Source organism: Enterococcus sp. DIV1090 (assembly GCF_050537975.1).
Taxonomy (GTDB): domain Bacteria; phylum Bacillota; class Bacilli; order Lactobacillales; family Enterococcaceae; genus Enterococcus; species Enterococcus faecalis.
Window position 1 is genome coordinate 1214963 of sequence record NZ_CP172917.1, and the last position, 26872, is coordinate 1241834.

At 38.5% G+C, this 26872-nt stretch carries 21 protein-coding genes and 1 riboswitch; of the genes, 14 read left to right on the forward strand and 7 right to left on the reverse strand.

Going from position 1 to position 26872, the window contains the following annotated elements; all coding sequences use genetic code 11:
- The first annotated feature begins 18 nt into the window (after nt 1-18).
- The 8 genes from IGL48_RS05895 to lpdA all read left to right on the forward strand — a co-directional run bounded on the left by IGL48_RS05895 (nt 19) and on the right by lpdA (nt 12966).
- A complete protein-coding gene (locus IGL48_RS05895) occupies nt 19-1644 on the forward strand; it encodes a glycoside hydrolase family 13 protein (protein ID WP_010824612.1) in 1626 nt (541 codons plus the stop codon).
- Between the two features lies 1 nt (nt 1645).
- A complete protein-coding gene (locus IGL48_RS05900) occupies nt 1646-3259 on the forward strand; it encodes a glycoside hydrolase family 13 protein (protein WP_010824613.1) in 1614 nt (537 codons plus the stop codon).
- Nucleotides 3260-3429: 170 nt separating this feature from the next.
- The gene (locus IGL48_RS05905; protein ID WP_010824614.1) at nt 3430-4011 is read left to right on the forward strand and encodes a TMEM175 family protein; all 582 of its coding nucleotides are present in this window, start codon (nt 3430-3432) and stop codon (nt 4009-4011) included.
- 81 nt (nt 4012-4092) lie between these two features.
- Nucleotides 4093-4260: riboswitch (M-box (ykoK) riboswitch) on the forward strand.
- 223 nt (nt 4261-4483) lie between these two features.
- Nucleotides 4484-7096: a magnesium-translocating P-type ATPase gene (mgtA, locus tag IGL48_RS05910; protein WP_080349192.1), complete on the forward strand. Its 2613-nt coding sequence runs from the start codon at nt 4484-4486 to the stop codon at nt 7094-7096.
- Between the two features lie 598 nt (nt 7097-7694).
- Nucleotides 7695-8810 (forward strand): pyruvate dehydrogenase (acetyl-transferring) E1 component subunit alpha, encoded by a 1116-nt coding sequence (gene pdhA / locus IGL48_RS05915; protein WP_002357768.1) that lies wholly within the window; start codon nt 7695-7697, stop codon nt 8808-8810.
- A gap of 2 nt (nt 8811-8812) precedes the next feature.
- Nucleotides 8813-9790: an alpha-ketoacid dehydrogenase subunit beta gene (locus IGL48_RS05920; RefSeq protein WP_002357767.1), complete on the forward strand. Its 978-nt coding sequence runs from the start codon at nt 8813-8815 to the stop codon at nt 9788-9790.
- Between the two features lie 142 nt (nt 9791-9932).
- On the forward strand, nt 9933-11552 hold the full coding sequence (locus IGL48_RS05925; RefSeq protein ID WP_002357766.1) for a dihydrolipoyllysine-residue acetyltransferase: 1620 nt from the start codon (nt 9933-9935) through the stop codon (nt 11550-11552).
- A 7-nt stretch (nt 11553-11559) separates the two neighbouring features.
- Complete coding sequence (gene lpdA, locus IGL48_RS05930; protein ID WP_002357765.1) at nt 11560-12966, forward strand: dihydrolipoyl dehydrogenase; 1407 nt, start codon at nt 11560-11562, stop codon at nt 12964-12966.
- 112 nt (nt 12967-13078) lie between these two features.
- On the opposite strand, the gene IGL48_RS05935 is transcribed toward lpdA, so the two are convergent.
- Nucleotides 13079-14065 (reverse strand): PocR ligand-binding domain-containing protein, encoded by a 987-nt coding sequence (locus IGL48_RS05935; RefSeq protein WP_002382271.1) that lies wholly within the window; start codon nt 14063-14065, stop codon nt 13079-13081.
- 160 nt (nt 14066-14225) lie between these two features.
- Between IGL48_RS05935 and IGL48_RS05940 the strand changes: the two genes are divergently transcribed.
- The 5 genes from IGL48_RS05940 to IGL48_RS05960 all read left to right on the forward strand — a co-directional run bounded on the left by IGL48_RS05940 (nt 14226) and on the right by IGL48_RS05960 (nt 18281).
- Complete coding sequence (locus IGL48_RS05940) at nt 14226-15365, forward strand: glycerol dehydrogenase (protein ID WP_002363858.1); 1140 nt, start codon at nt 14226-14228, stop codon at nt 15363-15365.
- A 12-nt stretch (nt 15366-15377) separates the two neighbouring features.
- A complete protein-coding gene (dhaM, locus tag IGL48_RS05945; protein WP_002357762.1) occupies nt 15378-15776 on the forward strand; it encodes a dihydroxyacetone kinase phosphoryl donor subunit DhaM in 399 nt (132 codons plus the stop codon).
- The gene (gene dhaK / locus IGL48_RS05950; RefSeq protein WP_002363860.1) at nt 15777-16760 is read left to right on the forward strand and encodes a dihydroxyacetone kinase subunit DhaK; all 984 of its coding nucleotides are present in this window, start codon (nt 15777-15779) and stop codon (nt 16758-16760) included. It abuts the gene before it with no gap.
- Between the two features lie 12 nt (nt 16761-16772).
- A complete protein-coding gene (gene dhaL, locus IGL48_RS05955; protein ID WP_002360441.1) occupies nt 16773-17375 on the forward strand; it encodes a dihydroxyacetone kinase subunit DhaL in 603 nt (200 codons plus the stop codon).
- 123 nt (nt 17376-17498) lie between these two features.
- A complete protein-coding gene (locus IGL48_RS05960) occupies nt 17499-18281 on the forward strand; it encodes a hypothetical protein (RefSeq protein WP_002398243.1) in 783 nt (260 codons plus the stop codon).
- A gap of 72 nt (nt 18282-18353) precedes the next feature.
- Here the strand turns inward: IGL48_RS05960 and IGL48_RS05965 are convergent, their stop codons facing one another.
- Nucleotides 18354-19505 carry a hydroxymethylglutaryl-CoA synthase gene (locus IGL48_RS05965; protein ID WP_048949637.1) on the reverse strand — a complete coding sequence of 384 codons (1152 nt, stop codon included), beginning with the start codon at nt 19503-19505 and terminating at the stop codon, nt 18354-18356.
- A 185-nt stretch (nt 19506-19690) separates the two neighbouring features.
- Here IGL48_RS05965 and IGL48_RS05970 point away from each other — a divergent pair, with 185 nt between their 5' ends.
- Nucleotides 19691-22102 carry a hydroxymethylglutaryl-CoA reductase, degradative gene (locus tag IGL48_RS05970; RefSeq protein WP_080349235.1) on the forward strand — a complete coding sequence of 804 codons (2412 nt, stop codon included), beginning with the start codon at nt 19691-19693 and terminating at the stop codon, nt 22100-22102.
- Between the two features lie 20 nt (nt 22103-22122).
- Here IGL48_RS05970 and IGL48_RS05975 read toward each other — a convergent pair whose 3' ends face one another.
- The 5 genes from IGL48_RS05975 to IGL48_RS05995 form a co-directional block, all read right to left on the reverse strand.
- A complete protein-coding gene (locus IGL48_RS05975) occupies nt 22123-23175 on the reverse strand; it encodes an AI-2E family transporter (RefSeq protein WP_002357754.1) in 1053 nt (350 codons plus the stop codon).
- Between the two features lie 16 nt (nt 23176-23191).
- Complete coding sequence (locus IGL48_RS05980) at nt 23192-24397, reverse strand: YdcF family protein (RefSeq protein WP_048949636.1); 1206 nt, start codon at nt 24395-24397, stop codon at nt 23192-23194.
- A 154-nt stretch (nt 24398-24551) separates the two neighbouring features.
- A complete protein-coding gene (locus tag IGL48_RS05985) occupies nt 24552-24752 on the reverse strand; it encodes a cold-shock protein (RefSeq protein ID WP_002357750.1) in 201 nt (66 codons plus the stop codon).
- Nucleotides 24753-25049: 297 nt separating this feature from the next.
- On the reverse strand, nt 25050-26171 hold the full coding sequence (locus IGL48_RS05990) for a hypothetical protein (protein ID WP_002365588.1): 1122 nt from the start codon (nt 26169-26171) through the stop codon (nt 25050-25052).
- Between the two features lie 335 nt (nt 26172-26506).
- Nucleotides 26507-26857 carry a helix-turn-helix domain-containing protein gene (locus tag IGL48_RS05995; RefSeq protein WP_002357747.1) on the reverse strand — a complete coding sequence of 117 codons (351 nt, stop codon included), beginning with the start codon at nt 26855-26857 and terminating at the stop codon, nt 26507-26509.
- Between the last annotated feature and the right edge of the window lie 15 nt (nt 26858-26872).

A 26872-nucleotide genomic window follows, 5' to 3' on the forward strand; every position in this document is an offset into this window, starting at 1 on the left:
AAAGGAATGTGAAGAAGAATGGAAAAACATTGGTGGCAAGAAGTCGTGGTTTATCAGATTTATCCTCGCAGTTTTAAGGATAGCAATGGAGATGGCATTGGAGATTTACCAGGAATTATTGAAAAATTGGATTATTTGGAAACGTTAGGCATTGGGGCTATTTGGTTATCACCAGTTTATCAATCACCCAATGATGACAATGGTTATGACATTTCTGATTATGAAGCGATTATGACAGAGTTTGGGACGATGGCGGATATGGATCGTCTAATTGAGGAAGCGAAAAAGCGAAAGATTGAAATTATTATGGATTTAGTGGTTAACCATACGTCAGATGAACATCGTTGGTTTATTGAAGCGAAAAAAAGCAAGGAGAACCCCTACCGAGACTATTATGTATGGGCTGATCCTGCTTCAGATGGCGGTGTGCCTAACCGATTGAAATCTGCCTTTTCGGGTTCGGCGTGGACGTTTGATGAAGCGAGTGGGCAATACTATTTGCATTTGTTTAGTAAAAAACAACCAGATTTAAATTGGGAAAACCAACAAATGCGTCAGTCGGTTTACGAGATGATGAATTTTTGGATTGATAAAGGAATTGGCGGTTTCCGTTTAGATGTAATTGACTTAGTGGGTAAAATTCCAGGAGAAGAGATCACCGCGAATGGACCTCATTTACATCGTTATTTACAAGAAATGAACGCCGCGACATTTGGTGGCAAAGAGCTGTTAACTGTAGGTGAAACATGGGGGGCCACACCTGAAATTGCAAAAATGTACTCTAGTCCAGAGCGTCATGAATTATCCATGATTTTTCAGTTTGAACATATGAGCTTGGATCAACAACCAGGTAAAGAAAAATGGGACCTTCAGCCAATGGAAGTTGCCAAGTTGAAACAGGTTTTTGCAAAATGGCAAACAGAATTAGGAAATGATGGCTGGAATTCTTTATTTTGGAATAACCATGATTTACCGAGAATGATTTCACGTTGGGGAAATGATCAGGAACATTGGTTGGAAAGTAGTAAGTTATTCGCTATTTTACTGCACATGATGAAAGGCACACCTTATATTTATCAAGGGGAAGAAATTGGTATGACCAATACGCCGATTACAGATATTCGTGAAGCACGGGACATCGAAACGATTAACATGTACCATGAGTATCTAGAAAAAGGATATTCTAAAGAAGAAATTTTGCTGAAAATTAATACTAAAGGTCGCGACAATGCACGCCGGCCTATGCAGTGGACCGCTGAAAAAAATGCTGGCTTTACGACTGGAACACCTTGGATTGATATTAATCCCAATTATCAAACGATTAACGTCGCTGCTGCTTTGGCAGATAAAAATTCACTATTCTATACGTACCAAGAAATGATTCGTTTGAGAAAAGAACATCCTTTAATTGTTTGGGGCGACTTTGAATTGCTGGAAACAGTGGACGAAGTGATTAGTTTTTATCGTACCTATGGTGAGGAACGCTGGCTTGTTGTAACGAACTTTTCTGACAAAGTTCGGCCATTTTCTGCAGACGTTCATGTAGAACAAGTAATGATTGAAAATATGCCGACAGATGTCACTGCTTTAGCAGACTATTCGTTAGCGCCTTGGCAAGCATTTGTTGTGAAAGTGAGTCAATAAGATGGAACAATGGTGGAAAAATGCTGTCGGTTATCAAATCTATCCTCGGAGTTTTAAAGATAGCAACGGGGATGGCATTGGTGATTTGCAGGGAATTATTGAGAAATTACCGTATTTAAAAGAACTAGGGGTCGATTTTTTATGGTTAAATCCGATTTACACTTCGCCAAACGTTGACAATGGTTATGATATTGCGGATTATCAAGGGATTCAGCCAGAATTTGGTACGATGGAAGATTTTCAAGAACTTTTGGACCAAGCGCATCAATTAGGTTTGAAGATTATTCTTGATTTAGTGGTCAATCATACAAGTGATCAACATCCGTGGTTTGTAGAAGCGAAAAAAAGTTTAGATAATCCGTATCGTGAGTATTATTTATGGGCCGATGCGACACCAGATCGTATGCCGAATGAATGGCAAAGCTTTTTTGGTGGCTCGACTTGGACGTATGACGCGGGTACAAAACAAGCATATTTTCATGTGTTTGCAAAAGAGCAACCTGATTTGAACTGGAAAAATCCTAAAGTTCGTGAAGAGATTTATGCGATGATTCGCTGGTGGTTAGATTTGGGAATTGATGGTTTCCGATTGGATGCGATTAGCCATATCCAAAAAGAACCTTGGGATTTTAAAATTACCACGAATCCGTGGGCTCCCTTTATGAATGTAAAAGGCATTGAAGACTATATGTTGGATTTGAAAGCTATTTTTGCTGAGTATGACATCATGACAGTGGGGGAAGCTAGTGGCGTTTCAAGTAAAAAAGCGGTGGAATGGACCAATGATGCGGGCTATCTGAATATGATTTTTGAATTAGAGCACAATGTTCGAGAAGGGAAGCCAGGAGAAGAACGGTTAAATATTTTAGGCTATAAAAAAGTAATGGCTCGCTGGCAAAAGCATTTAGGGACAGAAGGCTGGAATGCATTATATGTAGAAAATCATGATAATCCCAGAATCAATTCAATTTTAGGCAATGAAACCTCTCATTCTGCTAAGGCGATTGGAACAATCGCCTTGCTCTTGCGAGGAACGCCGTTTATTTATCAAGGACAGGAAATCGGCATGGTTAATTATCCGTTTCAACAGATTGACGAGTTAGATGCTAAAGATTCCCATAACCATTATCGTTTGCTTATAGAAAATGGCTACGATGCGAAACAAGCATTGAAAGAAGTGGCGCATTGGACGCGGGACCATTCGCGTACGCCTATGCAGTGGACGAATCAAGAGGCAAGTTCATTCACCTCGGGGCATCCGTGGTTAGCAATTCATCCCAATTTCAAAGAAATAAATGTGGCTGACCAAGAAACGGATGCGCAATCCGTGTTGAACTATTATAAAAAGTTAATTGCGTTGCGGAAAGACAATCCGGTCTTTACAGATGGACAGTTTGAACTATTAGCGCCCAATCATCCGTCTGTTTTTGCTTTTTTAAGAAAAACAACTGAGGCAACAGCGTTAGTGATTGTCAATTTAAGTGGAGAAAAGTGCCAATTTGACTTGCCGAATAAATTACTGGGCAGAAAGTGGCAACAATTATTAGGGAATCAAGATTTTACGGTGAAGAAACGGATGCAGTTAGCACCTTATCAGGCAGGCGTATTCCGATAACTGATTTGTTCTATAACGAGTGCAAGAGGCTTACTTTTAAGTGGGGCTCTTGCACTCGTTTTTAGGAACTTCAACAACCGAGAGACTTCGTAAATAATTGAATTTTTACAGAAATGCGTTATACTTACTTTGAGTAAGTTATTTAATTTTTATGAAAGTAGGGGGAAATGATGCCGAAAACACGTGTAGAAGCATTTACAGATGCAGTGATTGCGATTATTTTAACGTTATTAATTTTAGAATTAAAAATTCCTGAAAAAGCAGATTGGTCTGCTCTGACTCAATCTGGACACAAAATCATTATTTATTTAATTAGTTTTGTTACTTTATTAATTTACTGGAACAATCATCATCATTTATTTCAAAGTGTCCGTAAAATTGATGGACGTGTCCTTTGGATGAATAATTTTCTAACTTTGACGTTGACGTTTTTCCCGTTTGTTACTGGTTGGGTGGGTGAACATCCGTTTTCTTGGCCGCCACAAGCTTTGTATGGCTTAGTAGTATTAGGAGCTGATGTTGCTTATTATCTAGTGGTGCGGGCATTGATTCAGGCAAATGGGCCCAAATCCGAAGTACAACGTTTGTTTGGCCACTATCCAAAATTAACGCTTTCGATTGTGTTGAATATTATTGCGTTGATTGTAGGCAAACTGGTAGCGCCAATCGCTGTCCTGATTATTGATACGATTGTTTTAGTCATGTGGTTTATTCCTGAGCGAAAAGCAGAAATAAAGGAAATTTTAAAGTAGTTATTTTTTATTTATAACAAAAAAGTCATAAATCTTTTGACAAGAATGTCAAACTCCTCTATTATAAGAAGTGGATAAAAATTGAATAATTGTTAGGTGAGGCTCCTATTTGGACAAATGCTGCTGCCGCGAAAGGATCGAGAGACCCTTAGTTGGTTGAACAGGAATAATCGTGAAGGTTATTCATAATGTAGCTGATACATGTTATCTACGCCCTATAGTGCTAAAGCTCAACGATAGAGAATCTTATTTAAAGATGGTATTTTGGGACGTACTCTATTGTTGAGTAGGTCCTTTTTTGTGTGTTTGGCAAAAAAGCAATTATTCACTGGAAGTATAAATAAGAAAAAGAAAGGATGACTGTCATGGAAGACCCTGGAAGTGAACAGAGAAACAAAATACAGTCACCAATGAAAGGAGAAGATTTTAGCACTCTTTTCGGCAGGTGACCACAACCTTGGAGGAAAAGAAAATGATGAACAAAAAAACAATGGATATGAGAAAAGCCACCAAAGATCAAGAATTACGTAAATTGGCGTTGCTTTCTGAACGGGAATTAATGATGGAATTACGGACATCTGAAAAAGGACTCTCGAATGAAGATGCCGAAAAAAGATTAGAGGAATTTGGACCAAACGAAGTTTCTGCACAAAAGCCAACCCCAGCAATTATTTTATTTTTAAGTGCATTCAAAGATCCATTTGTCTATGTCTTAGCCTTATTGATGGTCGTTTCAACTTTAACGAAAGATTTCGAAGCCGCTATCGTGATGGGCGTGATGATTTTAGCCAGTGTCTTGATTGCTTTTATACAAGAGTATCGTTCTCAAAAAGCGAGTTTGGATTTAAAAGAATTAATTGAAAACACCGCTGCAGTGACACGGGAAGGGATTACGAAAGAAATTCCAATGGACGAAATTGTTCCAGGAGACATTGTAACTTTAGCTACAGGAGACATGATTCCTGCAGATGCCGTGTTGATTTGGACCAAAGATTTATTCGTTAATCAATCGTCGCTAACAGGCGAATCCATGCCTGTCGAAAAATTTGTGGATGCAGGTGTGGATCGTCAACAAACAGAGGTTTCTGCATTAGATATGCAAGACCTAGTGTTTATGGGTACAGATGTCTTGAGTGGACAAGGAAAAGCGATTATTTTAAAAACTGGGCAACATACATTTTTTGGTGATATTGCTAAAAATGCTACAACACAACGAGGAAAAACTAGTTTTGACTTAGGCTTAGCAAAAGTCAGTAAGTTTTTATTACGAATGGTAATGATTTTGTTTCCAATCGTTTTCTTGATTAATGGTTTAACTAAAGGTGCTTGGGGCGAAGCGTTTTTCTTCGCGATTGCCGTTGCAGTTGGTTTGACACCAGAAATGTTGCCAATGATTGTTACGAGTAACTTAGCCAAGGGTGCATTATCCTTATCGAAACATAAAGTCATTGTTAAAGAATTAGCGGCTATCCAAAATTTGGGTGGTATGGATGTGCTCTGTACAGATAAAACTGGAACGATTACCGAAGATCGTGTAGTTTTGGTTCAACATTTGAATCCATTAGGTGATTTGAGTGACGAGGTTCTAAATTTAGCCTACTTAAATTCTTCTTATCAAACAGGTTGGAAAAATTTAATGGATATTGCCGTTATTAATTTTTATGAAGAGCATCAATGGAAAACGCCGTTTAAAAATGTCACTAAAATTGATGAAATTCCTTTTGATTTTTCCAGACGCCGCTTAACGGTTGTCGTGAATGCAGATGATCATCAATTGATGATTACGAAAGGCGCCGTGGAAGAAATGGAAGAAGTGTGCACGCATGCGCAAATTAATGGCGAAATTGTACCATTAAGCATTGCTGTACGAGAAGAACTACGCCGAGTGAATGTTCAAATGAACAAACAAGGGATGCGTGTGTTAGCGGTAGCTGTAAAAAAAGATGTCCATAAAGAAGCAGTTTATTCAGTTGAAGATGAAAAAGAGATGACATTGATTGGGTTTATGGGGTTTCTTGATCCAGCAAAAGAGTCAGCTGTCAGCGCTATCCGCTCCTTACATGAACATGGTGTCAACGTGAAAGTGCTAACGGGCGATAATGACATTGTCGCCAAAAAAGTCTGTAAAGATGTAGGCATTGAAGTTTCCCATGTGTTATTAGGTTCTCAAATTGAAGCAATGACAGATGAAGAGTTGCGGGCGCAAGTAGAAGAAACTAATTTATTTGCCAAATTAAATCCGATGCAAAAATCTAAAATCATTGAATTGCTACAAGCGAAAGGTCATACGGTTGGTTTTATGGGGGATGGCATTAACGATGCACCAGCATTACGAAAAGCTGATGTGGGCATTTCAGTAGATACTGCAGCTGATATTACTAAAGATGCTAGCTCGATTATTTTACTGGAAAAAAGTTTAAATGTACTGGAATCTGGTGTGATTGAAGGACGAAAAGTATTTAGCAATATGATGAAATATATTAAAATTACCATCAGTTCTAATTTTGGGAATGTCTTTTCAATTTTAGTAGCCAGTGCCTTTTTACCATTTCTACCAATGCTTTCCTTACAACTCTTGATTCAAAATTTGATTTATGATGTGGCTCAGTTGACAATTCCTTGGGATAATGTCGATGAAGAAGAGTTATTAAGCCCTGTTCGGTGGGAAACGAACGGACTAGCGAAATTTACAGTATGTATTGGCCCGGTAAGTAGTATTTTCGATATTCTAACGTATCTTGTCATGTGGTTTGTGTTTAGCGCCAATAGTTTGGCAACTCAACATTTATTCCAAACAGGTTGGTTTATGGTGGGACTTGTTAGTCAAACGTTAGTTGTTCATATGGTCCGGACGCGGAAAATACCATTCATTCAAAGTCGTGCGTCAATGCCTGTGATGTTAAGTAGTTTAGGCGCAATTTTACTCGGTTTCTTGATTGTAGCAACGCCTATAAGAGAGGTTTTTGACTTTGTGAAACTTCCGGCTAACTACTGGCCATGGTTCTTTGGAATCATCATTGCGTACATGTTAACTGTTGAAGTAGCTAAACGTTTATATATTAAAATTACCAAGGAATGGATTTAGTAAAATCTACTGAAAGAGAAAAGAATTTGCTAAGCTGTATTACTCGTTTTGCGAAAATTTGGTGATTTTAAGCAATGAATGTTCGTGATAAAACCTAAGGTAAAGTATTTGGCAAAAAAGCGAGCCGAAAAAAATAAAAATTAACGAAAAAAACTTTGTTCTCTAAAAAATAAAAAACCGCATGCTGAGTAGGTTACTCGGCTGACGGTTTTTATTTTTTGGTTTTTTCAAGATAATTTTCATGAAAACGCAAAGTTCGGAAATCAGATTACTAGCCAGCTCGGGGATGAGGGGGCTCGGATTAATAGAACTGTTATATAATATTTTCAAAATAGAATATAACAGTTAGGAGAAAAATAGTACAGAAGAAGTGTGGAACAGAAACCGTTTTCTTGTTTGTGAAAATCATCACTAAACTGCAAAAACATGCGGTTTTGCTCTTTTGTGAAAAAATGAAGAAATTAGAGTTTTTTTCTTGCGCTTTTTCGAATTTAGTGATAATTTGTTAAGTGTAGTCGATAAAAAGTAATACAGTTTCGCACTCTGTTTTACTTTTATCGAAATTAAAGAAACGTAATAGAGAGGATTGTGTGACAAAATGGCAAAGGCTAAGAAACAAAAACCTATTGACTTTAAAGAGCTAATGGCTAAAGTCGACGCTGATTTCCCAACTTTCCAAATCTTGGATCAAGATGGAAAAATTGTGAATGAAGATTTAGTACCTGATTTATCGGATGAGGAATTAGTTGAATTAATGACACGCATGGTTTGGTCTCGTGTGTTAGACCAACGTTCTACTGCATTAAACCGTCAAGGACGCTTAGGATTCTTCGCGCCAACAGCTGGACAAGAAGCAAGCCAATTGGCAAGTCAATTTGCAATGGAAAAAGAAGACTACTTACTACCAGGTTACCGTGATGTACCTCAATTAGTACAACATGGTTTACCATTAAGAGAAGCTTTCTTATGGTCTCGTGGTCACGTAGCAGGGAACTACTACGCGGAAGATTTAAATGCATTACCACCACAAATTATCATTGGTGCTCAATACATCCAAGCAGCTGGTGTTGCTTTAGGATTGAAAAAACGTGGAAAAGAAAATGTTGTCTTCACTTATACTGGTGACGGCGGTTCTTCACAAGGGGACTTCTATGAAGCAATTAACTTTGCTGGTGCTTACCAAGCAAACGGTGTCTTCATTATCCAAAACAATGGTTTTGCGATTTCTACACCTCGTGAAAAACAAACAGCGGCTAAAACTTTAGCTCAAAAAGCTGTTGCAGCAGGAATTCCTGGTATTCAAGTTGATGGTATGGATCCATTAGCAGTTTACGCAATTGCAAAAGAAGCACGCGATTGGTCAGCTGCAGGAAACGGTCCAGTTTTAATTGAAACATTAACCTATCGTTATGGTCCACATACTTTATCTGGAGACGATCCAACACGTTACCGTTCAAAAGAAATGGATGACGAATGGGTACAAAAAGATCCATTGACTCGTTTCCGTAAATATCTAACAGATAAAGGCTTATGGTCTGAAGCAAAAGAAGAAGAAATTATTGAAAAAACAAAAGAAGAAATCAAAGTAGCGATTGCAGAAGCGGATAAAGCGCCAAAACAAAAAGTTTCTGATTTCTTGAAAAATATGTTTGAAGTTCAACCTCAAACAATTAAAGAACAAATTGCATTTTATGAAGCGAAGGAGTCGAAATAAAAATGGCACAAAAAACTATGATCCAAGCAATTACAGATGCCTTAGCTCTTGAATTAGAGAAAGACGAAAATGTCTTAATCTTCGGTGAAGACGTTGGTAACAACGGTGGGGTTTTCCGTGCAACTGAAGGTTTACAAGAAAAATTTGGTGAAGACCGCGTCTTCGATACACCTTTAGCTGAATCTGGTATCGGTGGATTGGCTTTCGGTCTTGCCTTGCAAGGTTACCGTCCAGTTCCTGAAATCCAATTCTTTGGTTTCGTTTTTGAAGTATTTGACGAAATCGTTGGTCAAATGGCTCGTACGCGTTACCGTATGGGTGGAACTCGTAATATGCCAATTACTGTTCGTGCCCCATTTGGTGGTGGTGTTCATACACCAGAACTTCACTCAGATAACTTAGAAGGATTAATCGCACAATCACCAGGTGTTCGTGTTGTTATTCCATCAAACCCTTACGATGCAAAAGGACTATTAATTTCATCTATTCGTAGCAACGATCCAGTTGTCTACTTAGAGCACATGAAATTATACCGTTCATTCCGTGAGGAAGTGCCAGACGAAGCTTATGAAGTGCCTTTAGATAAAGCGGCTGTAACTCGTGAAGGAACAGACGTATCAATCATCACTTACGGTGCTATGGTTCGTGAAGCGATTAAAGCAGCTGATAGCTTAGCGAAAGACAATATTTCAGCAGAAATCATTGACTTACGTACAGTGGCTCCTTTAGATGTGGAAACAATTATTAACTCTGTTGAAAAAACTGGCCGTGTGGTTGTCGTTCAAGAAGCACAAAAACAAGCTGGCGTTGGCGCTATGGTTGTTTCTGAAATTTCTGAACGTGCCGTATTATCATTAGAAGCACCAATCGGACGTGTATCTGCTCCAGATACAATATTCCCATTCGGACAAGCAGAAAATATCTGGTTACCAAATGCGAAAGATATCGAAGCAAAAGCTAGAGAAATCGTCGAATTTTAATAGTTATTCGAAGTAGATAAACGAAGAATTAAACAGGTGGAATACGGCTATAGGCATGAAATGTTCAGCTACTATAGTCGTTTCCCCGCGTTTTGCTCCTAAGAAAATAGACAGATCCAACGAAGAAGGGAAGACTTAAAAAATGGCTTATCAGTTTAAATTACCGGATATCGGTGAAGGGATTGCCGAAGGCGAAATCGTTAAATGGTTTGTAAAACCTGGCGATACAATCAACGAAGACGATACGTTATTAGAAGTACAAAATGACAAATCAGTGGAAGAAATTCCATCACCAGTAACAGGTACTGTAAAAAATATCGTTGTACCAGAAGGAACAGTTGCAAACGTTGGTGACGTGTTAATCGAAATCGACGCACCTGGTCACGAAGATAACGATGCAGCACCAGCAGCTCCTGCACAAGAACAAACACCAGCACAACCTGCTGCTGTACCAACAACAGAAGCAGCTGGCGGATTTTTCCAATTCAAATTACCAGACATCGGTGAAGGAATTGCCGAAGGCGAAATCGTTAAATGGTTCGTTAAAGCTGGCGACACAATTAATGAAGATGATTCATTATTAGAAGTACAAAATGACAAATCAGTAGAAGAAATTCCATCACCAGTAACAGGTACTGTAAAAAATATCGTTGTACCAGAAGGAACAGTTGCCAATGTTGGTGACGTGTTAGTTGAAATTGACGCACCTGGTCATAATTCAGCAGCACCGGCAGCCGCAGCACCAGCTACTGACGCTCCTAAAGCGGAAGCATCAGCTCCAGCCGCTTCAACAGGCGTAGTTGCAGCCGCTGATCCAAACAAACGCGTTTTAGCAATGCCATCTGTTCGTCAGTATGCGCGTGAAAAAGACGTTGATATTACACAAGTAACTGCAACTGGTAAAGGTGGCCGTGTCATTAAAGCGGATATTGATGCCTTTGTTTCTGGTGGTTCTCAAGCAGCACCAGCTACTGAAGCTGCCGCAACAGAAGCAGCACCTAAAGCGGAAGCAGCTGCACCTAAAGCAGCGCCAAAAGCCTTTACTTCTGATTTAGGCGAAATGGAAACACGTGAAAAAATGACACCAACACGTAAAGCAATTGCTAAAGCAATGGTTAACAGCAAACACACTGCTCCTCACGTAACATTACATGATGAAGTAGAAGTTTCTAAATTATGGGATCACCGTAAGAAATTTAAAGATGTTGCTGCTGCAAATGGTACAAAATTAACATTCTTACCATACGTTGTAAAAGCATTGACTTCAACTGTTCAAAAATTCCCAATCTTGAATGCATCAATCGATGACGCAGCACAAGAAATTGTTTACAAAAATTACTTTAACATTGGTATCGCTACTGATACAGATCATGGCTTATATGTACCAAATGTTAAAAATGCTAATACGAAGAGCATGTTTGCTATCGCTGATGAAATCAACGAAAAAGCAGCATTGGCTATCGAAGGCAAATTAACTGCACAAGATATGCGTGATGGTACAATCACAATTAGTAACATTGGTTCAGTCGGTGGCGGCTGGTTTACACCAGTAATCAACTACCCTGAAGTTGCTATTTTAGGCGTTGGTACAATTGCACAAGAACCAGTTGTTAATGCAGACGGCGAAATCGTTGTGGGACGCATGATGAAATTATCATTAAGCTTTGACCACCGTATCGTTGACGGCGCAACTGCTCAAAAAGCAATGAACAACATTAAACGCTTATTAGCTGATCCAGAATTACTATTAATGGAAGGATGATTAACAAATGGTAGTAGGAGATTTCGCCATTGAACTAGATACAGTCGTAATCGGAGCTGGACCTGGAGGATACGTTGCTGCAATTCGTGCCGCAGAAATGGGTCAAAAAGTTGCGATTATCGAACGTGAATACATCGGAGGCGTTTGTTTAAACGTTGGATGTATTCCTTCAAAAGCTTTAATTGCTGCTGGACATCATTACCAAGAAGCACAAGATTCTTCAACTTTTGGTGTAACAGCTAAAGGAGTCGAATTAGACTTTGCAAAAACACAAGACTGGAAAGATAACACAGTTGTTAAATCATTAACAGGCGGCGTTGGCATGTTATTGAAAAAACACAAAGTGGAAATTATTGAAGGCGAAGCATTCTTCGTTGACGAAAATACATTGCGTGTTATTCACCCAGACTCAGCACAAACTTACTCATTCAATAATGCTATTGTAGCAACAGGTTCTCGTCCAATTGAAATCCCAGGATTCAAATTTGGCGGACGCGTGTTAGATTCTACAGGCGGTTTAAACTTAAAAGAAGTTCCTAAAAAATTCGTTATTATCGGTGGCGGTGTCATCGGTGCTGAATTAGGTGGCGCTTATGCTAACTTAGGTTCAGAAGTAACAATTTTAGAAGGTAGCCCATCAATTTTACCAACTTATGAAAAAGATATGGTTAAAGTTGTCACAGACGACTTCAAGAAGAAAAACGTAACAATCGTGACTTCTGCAATGGCTAAAGAAGCTGTTGACAATGGCGATAGCGTCACTGTTAAATATGAAGTTAACGGAAAAGAAGAAAGTGTTGAAGCAGATTACGTAATGGTCACTGTTGGACGTCGTCCAAACACAGACGACTTAGGCTTAGAACAAGCGGGCGTTGAAATTGGCGAACGTGGTTTAATCCCAGTTGACAACCAAGGACGTACTAACGTGAAAAACATCTTCGCAATCGGCGACATCGTACCAGGTGCTGCGTTAGCGCATAAAGCAAGCTACGAAGCAAAAATTGCTGCTGAAGCAATTTCTGGTAAGAAAGTTGCAGTTGATTACAAAGCAATGCCAGCTGTTGCCTTTACTGATCCAGAATTGGCAAGCGTTGGTATGACTGTTGCAGAAGCAAAAGAAGCGGGAATCGAAGCAAAAGGCTACAAATTCCCATTTGCTGGTAACGGCCGTGCAATCTCTTTAGATAAAACTGAAGGATTCATGCGTTTAGTTACAACTGTAGAAGACAATGTCATCATCGGTGCACAAATTGCCGGTGTCGGTGCAAGTGACATGATTTCTGAATTAGCTTTAGCTATTGAATCTGGCATGAATGCAGAAGATATTGCTTTAACAATCCACCCACACCCATCATTGGGCGAAATTACTATGGATACAGCTGAATTGGCTTTAGGTTTACCAATTCATATTTAATAGTATCACTTTGTCGCACGACAGATATAATGCGCCTTTTGCACTTGTTGCATTAGCCACAGCAAGAGCAAAAGGTGTAAAAAAACAACGACTTCTCGGAGTCGTTGTTTTTTTATGCTCTGTTCTTTCTTTTACGGTATTTAAGAGGTGTTTCACCCGTTTCTTGTTTAAAGATACGGACAAAATAGCTATCTTCAACAAACCCTAAATCTTCACTGATTTGGGCAATTGTTTTATCTGTCTCCAAAAGAAGCTGTTTAGCCCATGTGATTTTTAATTGTCGATAAAATTGACTAAAGGGAATACCAAACTCCTCTTTTAATAAACGACTTAAATACGTCGGTGTCAAATGAACAAGGTCTGCCAGTTCTTGTAAATTTAAACGCAGCGATTTGTTTTCCCAAAGGGCATCTAAAACCGGTTGTAATTGCTTATTTTTAGTTTGATAGGCACTTGAAGGAGTTAATTGAGCAGTTAATAAAGTTTGTTGAATATCTTTTTGGATCATATTCAATGGCTCCAGCTCTTCTTTTCGCGAACTAATCTGTAAGGATTGTTTGTACGTATTGATTAGATAATCTTTTTTGATGGCTTCAGAAATAATATATTGGCTTAAATCTGCGATTAATGTCGCGCTCTTTTCTAAGTCTGCTAGTTCTAAAACAGGGTATTGTTGATACAGCTCTTGGTGTGTTACTAAAAATTCTTGAATGAAGGCATCATTCATGGTTAAAACCTGTTCTAACTCTTCTTGGTGATCTTCGAGCAAAACTTCACCAGCCATAATGGCTCCTACATACTGGTCATCAACAATAATGGGGATGGCCATATCAACGATGTTAAAGTGACAACGGTAGATAAAAGGCTGACCAGTGCGAACGGCTTCCAAGCCACCACGAGCATCACATTTTTCACAAAGTTTCGAGAGCTCAGGGGAGTGACGTACCAGTTGGCAAAAGGGTTGAACTTGACTATGTTTCGTCACAGGTCGCCCTTTATAATCGACTAAAATAATGGCTAAACGAGTGCTTAAGGCCAATGATTCTTGCAATTTTTCCCACTTTTCTAAATCTAAAATATTTTTTAATTCTACAGTCATAAGGCAATCCTTCAATCTAAAGTTTAAAAATCATAATATTTTATTATTTCACAAAATAATTCTATCATTTTTTGCAAGAAAACGATACCAAAAGTTCAATGCTTTTTGAATGAAAGCGTTTTATACTATGTATGTAAACAAAATATAGGAGGCTATCAACATGAGAAAAGCATTGATTTTACCAACGAAATATGTTCAAGGGGAAGATGAATTACTAAACTTAGGTTACTTCGTTTCAACTTTTGGAAAAAAAGCGTTACTAATTGCAAATCCTGCTGACGTTGATCGTGTACGTCCACAATTGGAAGAAACAGCGAAAAAGTTTGACATTACCTTCGTAGAGGGTGGCTTTAGTGGAGAAGTAACGCGTGAAGAAACAAAGCGCTTGCAAAACGTTGGACAAAAAGAACAAGCAGACTGTATCATTGGTTTAGGTGGCGGTAAAGCAATCGATGCTTCAAAAGTCGTAGCAGAAGGTGAAAACTTAATTATTGTACCAACGATTGCGGCTCAAGATGCACCAACTTCGCATTCAGCTGTACTATATCATGAAGATGGCTCATTTGATGATTATGCTTACTTTAAACAAAGTCCAAGCGTCGTTATGGTTGATACAAAAGTGGTTGCCAAAGCGCCAACTAGATTTTTAGTTGCTGGAATGGGGGATGCCTTATCCACATATTTTGAAGCACGCGCAACACACAATTCATATTCTCGGGTTAATGCTAGTTTGCCAATGGGTTCAAGAGAAGGCTTAACGCCTGCTGCTAGCGGCACATATGCAGCTTTGGCCATGGCAAAACTTTGCTGGGAAAACCTCCAGGAAGATGGGTTAAAAGCGAAATTAGCTTGTGATGCAAATGTGGTTACTGAATCATTGAATAAGATTATCGAAACAAATATCTTACTTTCAGGCTTAGGTTTTGAAAGTGGCGGTTTAGCTGCAGCGCATGCGATTCATAACGGTATGACAGTCTTACCTGGTGCGCACAGTTATTTACATGGTGAAAAAGTAGCTTTTGCAACGATTGCACAACTTGTATTAGAAGATGCAGCAAAAGACGAATTAGAAGCTGTTTTAGACTTTAGCGCTTCTGTAGGTTTACCATTAACGCTTTCAGACATTGGTGTCGATGAAATCACTTATGAAGAAGCGTTGGAAGTAGCCAAAATTGCTTGCATTCCAGAAGAATCAATTCATTCAATGCCATTCCCAATTGTCGTTGAAGAAGTAGCGAATGCAATCATTGTTGCAGATAAAGTCGGACAAGAATATAAAACAAGACATAAATTAGATTAAGGAAGTGTCCACATGAAAGCAGATATTTTACTCGTTTCACATAGCAAAATGATTACAGATGGTATTAAAGAGATGATTGAACAGATGAACGCCAGTGAAGAAATTACAATTCATTCACTTGGTGGTACATCAGATGGTTCATTAGGTTCAGATCCAATGAAAATCATTGACACGATTAACGAAGCGGACTCTGACCGAGAATTTTTAATTTTTGCCGATTTAGGCAGTGCCGTTTTAAGTTCAGAATTAGCTTTTGATATGCTAGAAGAAGACCAACAGAAACATTATCATTTAGTCGATGCACCATTGGTTGAAGGTGCCTTTGCGGCAGCAATTACTGCAGGTGTCTCAGATGATTTGACGCAAATTTTAGCAGAAGCTCAAAATGCTGGTAAGAAAGGGTGGAACTAAATGAAAAAAATTATTAATGAACCTGGTAAAATTGTCGAAGAAATGCTCCAAGGAATTGTGAAAAGCTATGGAAACCTTGTTCATCAAGTCGAAGATTCTCGCGTGATTGCTCGCAACGACTCAAACAAACAAGTTGGGTTAGTATCTGGTGGCGGAAGTGGTCATGAGCCTGCACATGCTGGGTTTGTTGGTGATGGAATGTTAAATGCCGCAGTTTTAGGTGATGTCTTTACTTCACCAACACCAGATCAAATTTTAACAGGGATCCAAGCGGCAGACCAAGGGGCCGGTGTTCTGTTAATCGTAAAAAATTATACAGGCGATATTTTGAACTTTGAAATGGCCAAAGATATGGCTGATATGGAAGACATTCATGTAGAAATGGTCGTTGTCGATGATGATATTGCTGTCGAAGATAGCACCTATACCGCTGGAAAACGCGGCGTTGCCGGGACTGTTCTTGTCCATAAAATTTTAGGACATCATGCCCGCCAAGGTGCTTCTTTAGAAGAGCTCGTTTCTTTAGGAGAAAAGATTGTATCAGCCACGAAAACAATTGGAGTGGCTTTAAAAGCAGCCACTGTGCCTGAAGTTGGCAAACCAGGTTTTACTTTACCAGAAGATGAAATTGAATTTGGCGTAGGGATTCACGGAGAACCAGGCTATCGTCGTGAAAAAATCCAACCATCGAAAGAGTTAGCGAAAGAATTAGTTGAAAAAACATTAAGTAGCTATGAGCAACAACCACAAACAGTAGGGGTACTTGTCAATGGCATGGGTGGCACGCCATTAATGGAACAATTTGTATTTATGAACGACGTGCTAACATTGTTAGAAGATAAAGGTGTTCAAGTGACCTTCCATAAAGTGGGTAACTATATGACGTCTATTGACATGCAAGGATTATCTTTAACGATGATTGACTTGGCGACAAAAGACTGGCAAACAGCGCTAGAAAGCAATGTAACAACAATTTCTTGGTAAGGGTGATAAAAGATGGAATTAACAGTAAAAGACATTCAAACATGGTTAGACAATTATTCAAAAGTTATTGAAGAAAAAAAAGACTATCTAAGTGAATTAGACACGCCGATTGGTGATGGGGATCACGGTAACAACATGGCTCGTGGTATGGCTGAATACAAAATTGCGTTTGACAAAAAAGTACCAACAACAATCACGGAGACATTTAAAGTCCTATCCATGGCTTTGATTTCAAAAGTTGGCGGAGCTTCTGGTCCTTTATATGGTACTGCGTTTATGAATATGACTAAAGCGACAAAAGATTTGGAAACCATCAGTTCGCCAGAGCAATTAAAAGAAATTGTTCAGCAAGGTCTAGCTGGGATTCAGATGCGCGGCAAAGCTGAACCAGGAGATAAAACGATGGTTGATGTCTGGGCACCTGTTGCTGAAGTAATTGGAACGGAACAATTTAATGAAGAAAAAATTGAACAATTTGCTGAAGCAACAAAAGATTGGGTGGCGAAAAAAGGACGTGCCTCTTATTTAGGGGAACGAGCAATTGGTCATATTGATCCAGGAGCAGCATCTAGTGCATTATTATTTGAAGAACTAGTCAAAGTAATCAATCAATAACAGTGAGAAAAAAGTTTAGCAAGTGCCTCTCTTGAAGCGCTTGCTAAACTTTTTTATAAATAATGGTTTCTTTTGTTCATCTATGGGATAATTTAAGTAACAAAAAATAACAAAGATAGACAAATGGGGGATTTAAAGATGAAAAAGCATGTGATTGTGGGATGTTTATTAATCGTTAGCTCAATGTTTGTAAGTGCTTGTGGAAATTCATCAGACGTGACCACGGAAAAAACCAGTGTCACAAAACAAGTCGAAGCTACGGGACAAAGCACATCATCTTCCGTAGACCAAACCAAGTATGATGCCATTATTACAGAAGCTAAAAAGTTAACGGCAGAGGGGCAATATAAAGAATCAGAAGAAAAATTAGCTACGATTCCTGTTAGCGATTTAGGGAAACCTCATTATTCAATCGTTAAAGAAACGGTTGAGAAACTAAATAATCAAAATAATGAAGGTTTAAAAAGACAAGAAGAAGTCGCGGTTGAAAAGCAAACGAAGTCGAGTCCGGCACCAACGGAATCACTTAAACCAATTCCAGATGAATTTGCTAAATGGGCAACCACGTATCTTTTTTATTATCCACGAGGAGATCAAAAGCAAGCGGGGTTAATCATTGAAGCGAATGGAGCGGTCACGCAGACGAATACGAATGGCGAAATTTACACAGGAAAAGCCGAAATAAGTGGAGTTTCGGGCACTATTTTAAGTTATGATACGACTAGTTATCGCCCGACGACCCAACCAGCTACAAAATCGATTACTCCAAATGTTAAAATCACTGTTACTTGGAACAATGGCGGCGGTGTTGATGTTTATTATGGCTACGTTTCTTATTCACAACGTTTAGCTTTGACAGATGGTATCGCCGTGACAGACGGGGTCAAAGAAGTTTGGCTTTCATAAAAAGAGCTAGGCATTCAAGCAAAAACTTGAATGTCTAGCTCTTTTGTTGATTGAATCGGGGGATTTAAATACTTAGTTTCGATAAGAACGAACGGTATTATTAATAGCAGAAATACTATATTTTAATTCATCTTCTAACGTTTGATCAATGTCTGTGTCTAAAGTTTCTGCAAACATGGCTTCATATTCAGCGATAGAAAGTTCTGTCCGATTATCCAGCAGTGCTAAATGAGTTTCTTTTTGTAAATGATTTTGATAACCAGCTACTAATTCGCCAGTGAAAAATTCAGCGACAGCACCAGAACCATAACTGAATAAACCAATTTGATTGCCTGCGGTTAAAGTCGTTGCATTTTCTAAAAGGGAAATGAGTCCCAGATAAAGTGAACCCGTATACAAGTTTCCTACGCGGCGACTATAGATGATGCTTTCTTCATAACGAGCTAAAATTCGTTCCTGTTCTGCTTCAGATTGATCGGAGATTTTTGCTAATAAGGCTTTTTTACCCATTTTTGTGTAAGGAATATGGAACGCTAAAGCATCATAATCTGCAAAATCAAGACCGGTTCTTTTTTTATGTTCATCCCAGACTTGGGCAAAAGATTGGATGTAGGTTTCGTTTGACAAAGGACCATCGACCATAGGATACGGGTGGCCTGTTGGACGCCAAAAGTCATAGATATCTTGCGTCAGCATCACATTATCCTCTTTTAAAGCCAAGATGCGCGGTTCACTAGAAACTAACATTGCAACCGCCCCAGCTCCTTGTGTAGGCTCACCGCCAGAATTTAAGCCATATTTTGCAATATCTGCTGCTACAACCAAAACTTTTTTATCTGGATGTAAGGCGACGTGATTCTTAGCTAACTGTAAGCCTGCTGTTGCTCCGTAACAAGCTTCCTTGATTTCGAAAGAGCGAGCGAAAGGTTGAATCCCCATTAAACGATGTAAGACAACTGCGGCCGCTTTTGACTCATCGATACTGGACTCAGTCCCGACAATCACCATATCAATGGCCTCTTTATCTTCTTTGGTCAAGATCGCTTCTGCGGCATTGGCTGCAAATGTCACAATATCTTGGCTGATTGGGTTCACCGCCATTTGGTCTTGCCCAATACCAATATGAAATTTTCCAGGGTCTACATTTCTGGCTTCAGCCAGTGCCGTCATATCAATATAATAAGGGGGCACAAAAAAACTAATTTTATCAATCCCAATTGTCATTTCTTTAACTCCTTTACGATAAATAGATTCATTATATAAAATAGCACGAAATGAACCAAAATGGGGAATTTTTGTATTAACTTCATAGATTATTAAAAAATATCTTATAAGTCTGTTAACATTCAGTAATTGGCACTTGTGATTCTGGGATTTTATGATATATTTCAAGATGGAGGTGCATTTAGTTGAAAACAGTAGTTATTATTGATGCATTACGAACACCAATTGGAAAATATAAAGGCAGCTTAAGTCAAGTAAGTGCCGTAGACTTAGGAACACATGTTACAACACAACTTTTAAAAAGACATTCCACTATTTCTGAAGAAATTGATCAAGTAATCTTTGGAAATGTTTTACAAGCTGGAAATGGCCAAAATCCCGCACGACAAATAGCAATAAACAGCGGTTTATCTCATGAAATTCCCGCAATGACAGTTAATGAGGTCTGCGGATCAGGAATGAAGGCCGTTATTTTGGCGAAACAATTGATTCAATTAGGAGAAGCGGAAGTTTTAATTGCTGGCGGGATTGAGAATATGTCCCAAGCACCTAAATTACAACGTTTTAATTACGAAACAGAAAGCTATGATGCGCCTTTTTCTAGTATGATGTATGATGGATTAACGGATGCCTTTAGTGGTCAGGCAATGGGCTTAACTGCTGAAAATGTGGCCGAAAAGTATCATGTAACTAGAGAAGAGCAAGATCAATTTTCTGTACATTCACAATTAAAAGCAGCTCAAGCACAAGCAGAAGGGATATTCGCTGACGAAATAGCCCCATTAGAAGTGTCAGGAACGCTTGTGGAGAAAGATGAAGGGATTCGCCCTAATTCGAGCGTTAAGAAGCTAGGAACGCTTAAAACAGTTTTTAAAGAAGACGGTACTGTGACAGCAGGGAATGCATCAACCATTAATGATGGGGCTTCTGCTTTGATTATTGCTTCACAAGAATATGCCGAAGCACACGGTCTTCCTTATTTAGCTATTATTCGAGACAGTGTGGAAGTCGGTATTGATCCAGCCTATATGGGAATTTCGCCGATTAAAGCCATTCAAAAACTGTTAGCGCGGAATCAACTTACTACGGAAGAAATTGATCTGTATGAAATCAACGAAGCATTTGCAGCAACTTCAATCGTGGTCCAAAGAGAACTGGTTTTACCAGAGGAGAAGGTTAACATTTATGGTGGCGGTATTTCATTAGGTCATGCGATTGGTGCCACAGGTGCTCGTTTATTAACGAGTTTAAGTTATCAATTAAATCAAAAAGAAAAGAAATATGGAGTGGCTTCTTTATGTATCGGCGGTGGCTTAGGACTCGCTATGCTACTAGAGAGACCTCAGCAAAAAAAAAACAGCCGATTTTATCAAATGAGTCCTGAGGAACGCCTGGCTTCGCTTCTTAATGAAGGCCAGATTTCTGCTGATACAAAAAAAGAATTTGAAAATACGGCTTTATCTTCGCAGATTGCCAATCATATGATTGAAAATCAAATCAGTGAAACAGAAGTGCCGATGGGCGTTGGCTTACATTTAACAGTGGACGAAACTGATTATTTGGTACCAATGGCGACAGAAGAGCCCTCAGTGATTGCGGCTTTGAGTAATGGTGCAAAAATAGCACAAGGATTTAAAACAGTGAATCAACAACGCTTAATGCGTGGACAAATCGTTTTTTACGATGTTGCAGATCCCGAGTCATTGATTGATAAACTACAAGTAAGAGAAGCGGAAATTTTTCAACAAGCAGAGTTAAGTTATCCATCTATCGTTAAACGGGGCGGCGGCTTAAGAGATTTGCAATATCGTGCTTTTGATGAATCGTTTGTATCTGTCGACTTTTTAGTAGATGTTAAGGATGCAATGGGGGCAAATATCGTTAATGCTATGTTGGAAGGTGTGGCCGAGTTGTTCCGTGAATGGTTTGCGGAGCAAAAGATTTTATTCAGTATTTTAAGTAATTACGCAACGGAGTCGGTTGTTACGATGAAAACGGCTATTCCAGTTTCACGTTTAAGTAAGGGGAGCAATGGCCGGGAAATTGCTGAAAAAATTGTTTTAGCTTCACGCTATGCTTCATTAGATCCTTATCGGGCAGTCACGCATAACAAAGGGATCATGAATGGCATTGAAGCTGTCGTTTTAGCTACAGGAAATGATACACGCGCTGTTAGCGCTTCTTGTCATGCTTTTGCGGTGAAGGAAGGTCGCTACCAAGGCTTGACTAGTTGGACGCTGGATGGCGAACAACTAATTGGTGAAATTTCAGTTCCGCTTGCGTTAGCCACGGTTGGCGGTGCCACAAAAGTCTTACCTAAATCTCAAGCAGCCGCTGATTTGTTAGCAGTGACGGATGCAAAAGAACTAAGTCGAGTAGTAGCGGCTGTTGGTTTGGCACAAAATTTAGCGGCGTTACGGGCCTTAGTCTCTGAAGGAATTCAAAAAGGACACATGGCTCTACAAGCACGTTCTTTAGCGATGACGGTCGGAGCTACTGGTAAAGAAGTTGAGGCAGTCGCTCAACAATTAAAACGTCAAAAAACGATGAACCAAGACCGAGCCATGGCTATTTTAAATGATTTAAGAAAACAATAAAAAAAATAGTTCAGCAGAAATTATTCTGCTGAACTATTTTTTTTCACATTAGGTAGCCGTTTCAGGCCACGAATTGGTTTTACTTTTAAGACATCTAAGAAGAAAGTGAACACAGGGATTCCTACAATAAGTCCCCATACACCAAAGAGACGCTCACTAACTAATAAGATGACAAACGTATAAAAGATTGGTAACTCTGTTTTACTAGACATGAATTTAGGATTTAGCACGTAAGATTCAAATAAATGGACGATTGTAATTAAAGCTAAGATATAAATCACATCGTTCAAGCCACCTTGGGAATAAGCGATGAAACTTAGCGGAATGCAGGAAATAATCACACCAGCAACTGGGACTAAGCTCAAAATGAAGATCATAATGGCTAAACTAGGTAACTGAGTAAAGCCGATTATCGCCAAGGCCAAAGTAGTAATGACTGTGTTCACCACAGCAATGAAAAACTGAGCTTCCATTACGACACCAAATGTGTTGACGAACTTGTTGGCGAAATAATAGATATCCTGAAAAAACCAATCAAAATCACTTTTTAAAAATAACTTAGAAAAATCGGCCATTTGCTTCTTCTCAATCATAAAGAAGAAACTTAAAATAAAGGACATGACAAATGATAAGCCGACAGCGCCAATATCTTGAATGTAGCGTAAAATCATTGAAGCGCCATTCTGGAGTTGAGAGAGTAAGTTAGATTTTTCCAAGTATTGATCAATAAATTGCAATACTTGATTTGTATCTGTATGTGGACTTTGATAAAAATCAACTACAGAATTAATCATTTGAGTCGTTTGGTTAACTAGAACGGGAACATATTTAGTAATCGCTAAATAGATTAGAAAAACAACCAATGCATAGGTTAAGAGAACGATGACAATCGTCGGGATTTTCATATAGCGTTGAACAAAATGGACCAAACGAACAGCTAAATAGGTAAAGATAAATGTTAAAAGAATTGTTGTAATCATACTTCTGGATAAATAAAGCACAAAAATAATCAAAGCAAGGACGCAAAAACGTCGCAAACGTTCATTTTGAATAAATTTTTGATACAAACTCATAGGGGAAACTCCTTCTTTACTGAATAATCAATCCTGTTAAGAATAACATAACCATACCGATGGCAGCTAGGCCGCAAACAATAATATGGCGGCGTTTGTACATCACTACAATGGCGATGAACTCTCGAATAAACGCGTTAGGTAAAAAATAAAAAGCGGTTTTTGCACCAATGCCATCAGCTTTTAAGCCAGCCATTCGAGCGAAAAGACCCGCTCGGAAAAGGTGATAATTGTTTGTAGTAAAAATGGCTTGGAAATTAGCATTTCCAAAATCCTCAATCATTGTTTCTTTGGAAAAACGCATATTTTCTAGTGTGTTTTTTGAATGAGCTTCTACTAAAATATCATCATCAGGAATACCTTGTGTCAAAGCATACATTTTCATCGCGACACTTTCAGGAAGTAATTCATCGGGACCTTGGCCACCAGACATGACGATTTTTGGCGGATTTAACGTTGCGCGATTTTGAGCCTTGTAAAATTGAATGGCTTTGTTGATGCGGGCTTGCAATAACGGCGGCACAATCTCACCATTGATTAACCCCGAACCTAACACAACAATATAATCCTGTGTATATTTTGGCTGATTAAATTGATACAACGTAGAAACAGTTAAAAAATTATAAAAAACAAACGCGAAATAAGTCAAAATAAATGGCGCAATAGTTAATGGTAAGGAGAGCCACGTTGGTAACAACGATTGAAAAAAGAAATTATAAATTAATAGTAATGTTAAGCCAATTGCCAGCAACAACGTCAACAAGTTCCCTAGAGACCGACCTTCTTTTCTCATAACAACGACCGCATTCCAATAGAGGAAAATAATTAAGGCATAGAGTCCTAAAGCCAAAGCGATAAAAATTGCCAGCAGGGCAATAATTGCTAAGGTGATTAGAAAGTAGTTGTTTGTACGAATCGCAGTAATCCCTAAATAAGTCGCTAGAACCACAAGAAAAATATTAAATAATGTTCCATTCAGTAAACGCCTTTTTTCTTTGAAGTAGAAGAGCGCAAACAAGCCAAAAAAAGCAATGGGAATTAAAAAGAAGGCTGTGCCACGAATGATTTCTAAATATAAAACATATGAGAAGAACATAAAGACAGTCCAGCCAAACATCCACGGCAACCAATCGTGTTCTTTTTTCTTTTTCCGCCACGAGGGAATGAAAAAGAGACCCAATAAATAAACACCTAAAAAGGTTAAATCACTATAAAATTGCATAAATAAACTCCTTTAAAACATTTTTCCTCTTCAGTATAACGAAAACTCTTCAAAAAAAATAGAGGAAGCACTTAGTTTCAGAAAGTTTTCTTGTTCTTTTTTTATAAAAAAAACCTGACGATTAACGTCAGGTTTTTGAGTCAGTATTGTTTAATTAAGCTTTAGTAACGTTAGTTGCTTGAGGGCCACGTTGACCTTCTTCGATTTCGAAAGTTACTGCTTGACCTTCTTCTAAAGTTTTGAAGCCGTCACCTTGGATAGCTGAGAAATGTACGAATACATCGTTTCCGTTTTCTGCAGTGATGAAGCCAAAGCCTTTGTCTGAGTTAAACCATTTTACTGTACCTGTTTCCATAATAAATATCCTCCTAGATGTGTGTTATAACACATTCATATTTTGCAATTACTTGAAAGGTGAAAAATGTGGAAGATGTTTATTTGAAACAGCTACCCATATTACCGAACAAAAACTACATCTATTACTATAGCATACTAACTGGTTTTTGTATAGCGATAACCTTATTTTCTTTTTTATCGGATGTTTTTTAAAAACTAGAAAGTGAAGATAAGGCTGTTATAGTGCTGTTTCAATAAGGCTCAGAAAAAAAGCCCATTGTAAGGCGCTTTCTTACAATGGGCTTTTTGCCTGTTTTTAATAACGGAGGATAGCCGCTAAAGATTTTTCATCTGGTGCAGCTTTTTGGTCTAAAACAAAAACTTGACCGCCGTTTTGAATGACTTGGTAAGCAATGGTGTTTAAAAGTTTGCGACGATCATACTCTTCAGATGACATTTCATTGTTTTCAGTAACAAAGAGTGACGTTGCAATAAAAAGATGGGAAATTTTGCCGTCAGCTGCCGCTGGCGAAATATCTGTAAATTGATCTAAGAATTTACGATCTAGTAATTTGTTATAAGAAGCTGTTTCTTTTTCTGTTAACTCTGCAGCTATTTTTTCACTAGCGCTGCGGATATCTTGAATGGTTGCTTGTGCAGGTGAAGCAGCAACTGAAATTGAGCAATCATAATAAGGATTTTTAGCAATCTTTTTAAAGAGTGTTTGGTTTTCTGGTAAAGCATAAAGATAAAGCGGTAATTTTTCAGGATTATCCAGTTGATCTTTTAAGAAAGTATCGACTGCTTGATAGTAGTTCACCCAATCAATTTCAACTTCTTTATCTTTAGTATTGATGCTATGATAAGCGACACCTTCTTTAGAACCGTTAGAACTACCTTGAGTTGAAAAGTTTAAATTACCACCCGTTAATTCATCACCTAAAGCTGTGACCACGTCTGTTGGCGCGTCTTTAGGCAATTCAACAGGAGTCACAGTCGTATGATCAACCTTGTAAAGTTTCATTGAATCGCGATTTAGAGCAAGTAGGTAATAATGGTAGTTAAATTGTTTGTCTTTGACTAGTCCAAGTAAATAAGGAATCGTGTCCACGTAATATTGATCGTCAACGGGCACATCTAATCGTTGAACAAAGGTGTTTTCTGGAGATAAGATGATTGAAACACTTGCTGTGCCGTTGCGCCAGAAGGAAGCATCAGCTAGAAGTGCGTCAATTTTTTCTTGGAAAACAGACCATTTTTCCTCAGGAAATTTTTTTTCAAAGCGTGTTTTTGCCGCTTTTGCAAAATTTTTCAAAACAAGCGAATCTTTTTCTACGTTTTGATGAGCGACATGGGTGTTAAACAAGAAAGTAACAAACGGTCCATGAACTTCTTCAGAAAATAATGTTGATAAGCTATCTTTTTTTTGATTTGCCATAATAAAATCCCCCTTCTAAAAGTAAGTGTAGCACAGGAAATCGAATGTTTAAAACAATATGTTCAATAAAAGAAAACGCTTTAAATAATCTAAATAAAGGACTGTTAATGGTGTTCTAATAAAAGTTTTATAAAAAATATAGCTGAAACTCATGATAAAAAAGGCACAAACCACTATACTTACGTTATGCCAATTATCCCGAATTGGTTTTTTCATACTTACTCCTACCAAGAGTAAATAACAACCTTCATTTCCACCACAGACGACGGTCGTGGTGGTTTTTTTGTTTAGGTTCTAGTTTTTGCTATCAATTGACTAGGAGAAGTGAACGTTCTTTAAGAATTTGTCATTTCAAATTTACGGAACCGCAAGAAACGATTTGCTTCTTCCTCTAACTGAGTAATTTCTTCTTCTGTTAACTCTTCCGTAGTAATGTGAATATGTAACTCTTTTTGTGTGCTTGTCATAGGTGCCTGATGATTGATCTCTGTTTGTTGGGTGCGGCCCATTAAATAGTCCAAGGAGACAGAAAAATAGTCTGCTATTTTTAAAAGATTCTCTACTTTAGGCGAAGAGGTATCCCAACGACGAATTTGTCCATTGGAAATGCCGACGTTTCTTTCTAATTGGGCGAGGGTTAATTGCTTTGACTGAGCTAGTTGTTTAATGCGAGAAATTAAGGTCATTTCAAGTCCTCCTTG

Coding starts and splice junctions, on each gene's coding strand:
- IGL48_RS05895 (WP_010824612.1), top strand. CDS start 19: ATGGAAAAACATTGGTGGCAAGAAGTCGTGGTTTATCAGATTTATCCT.
- IGL48_RS05900 (WP_010824613.1), top strand. CDS start 1,646: ATGGAACAATGGTGGAAAAATGCTGTCGGTTATCAAATCTATCCTCGG.
- IGL48_RS05905 (WP_010824614.1), top strand. CDS start 3,430: ATGCCGAAAACACGTGTAGAAGCATTTACAGATGCAGTGATTGCGATT.
- mgtA (WP_080349192.1), top strand. CDS start 4,484: ATGATGAACAAAAAAACAATGGATATGAGAAAAGCCACCAAAGATCAA.
- pdhA (WP_002357768.1), top strand. CDS start 7,695: ATGGCAAAGGCTAAGAAACAAAAACCTATTGACTTTAAAGAGCTAATG.
- IGL48_RS05920 (WP_002357767.1), top strand. CDS start 8,813: ATGGCACAAAAAACTATGATCCAAGCAATTACAGATGCCTTAGCTCTT.
- IGL48_RS05925 (WP_002357766.1), top strand. CDS start 9,933: ATGGCTTATCAGTTTAAATTACCGGATATCGGTGAAGGGATTGCCGAA.
- lpdA (WP_002357765.1), top strand. CDS start 11,560: ATGGTAGTAGGAGATTTCGCCATTGAACTAGATACAGTCGTAATCGGA.
- IGL48_RS05935 (WP_002382271.1), bottom strand. CDS start 14,065: ATGACTGTAGAATTAAAAAATATTTTAGATTTAGAAAAGTGGGAAAAA.
- IGL48_RS05940 (WP_002363858.1), top strand. CDS start 14,226: ATGAGAAAAGCATTGATTTTACCAACGAAATATGTTCAAGGGGAAGAT.
- dhaM (WP_002357762.1), top strand. CDS start 15,378: ATGAAAGCAGATATTTTACTCGTTTCACATAGCAAAATGATTACAGAT.
- dhaK (WP_002363860.1), top strand. CDS start 15,777: ATGAAAAAAATTATTAATGAACCTGGTAAAATTGTCGAAGAAATGCTC.
- dhaL (WP_002360441.1), top strand. CDS start 16,773: ATGGAATTAACAGTAAAAGACATTCAAACATGGTTAGACAATTATTCA.
- IGL48_RS05960 (WP_002398243.1), top strand. CDS start 17,499: ATGGGGGATTTAAAGATGAAAAAGCATGTGATTGTGGGATGTTTATTA.
- IGL48_RS05965 (WP_048949637.1), bottom strand. CDS start 19,505: ATGACAATTGGGATTGATAAAATTAGTTTTTTTGTGCCCCCTTATTAT.
- IGL48_RS05975 (WP_002357754.1), bottom strand. CDS start 23,175: ATGAGTTTGTATCAAAAATTTATTCAAAATGAACGTTTGCGACGTTTT.
- IGL48_RS05980 (WP_048949636.1), bottom strand. CDS start 24,397: ATGCAATTTTATAGTGATTTAACCTTTTTAGGTGTTTATTTATTGGGT.
- IGL48_RS05985 (WP_002357750.1), bottom strand. CDS start 24,752: ATGGAAACAGGTACAGTAAAATGGTTTAACTCAGACAAAGGCTTTGGC.
- IGL48_RS05990 (WP_002365588.1), bottom strand. CDS start 26,171: ATGGCAAATCAAAAAAAAGATAGCTTATCAACATTATTTTCTGAAGAA.
- IGL48_RS05995 (WP_002357747.1), bottom strand. CDS start 26,857: ATGACCTTAATTTCTCGCATTAAACAACTAGCTCAGTCAAAGCAATTA.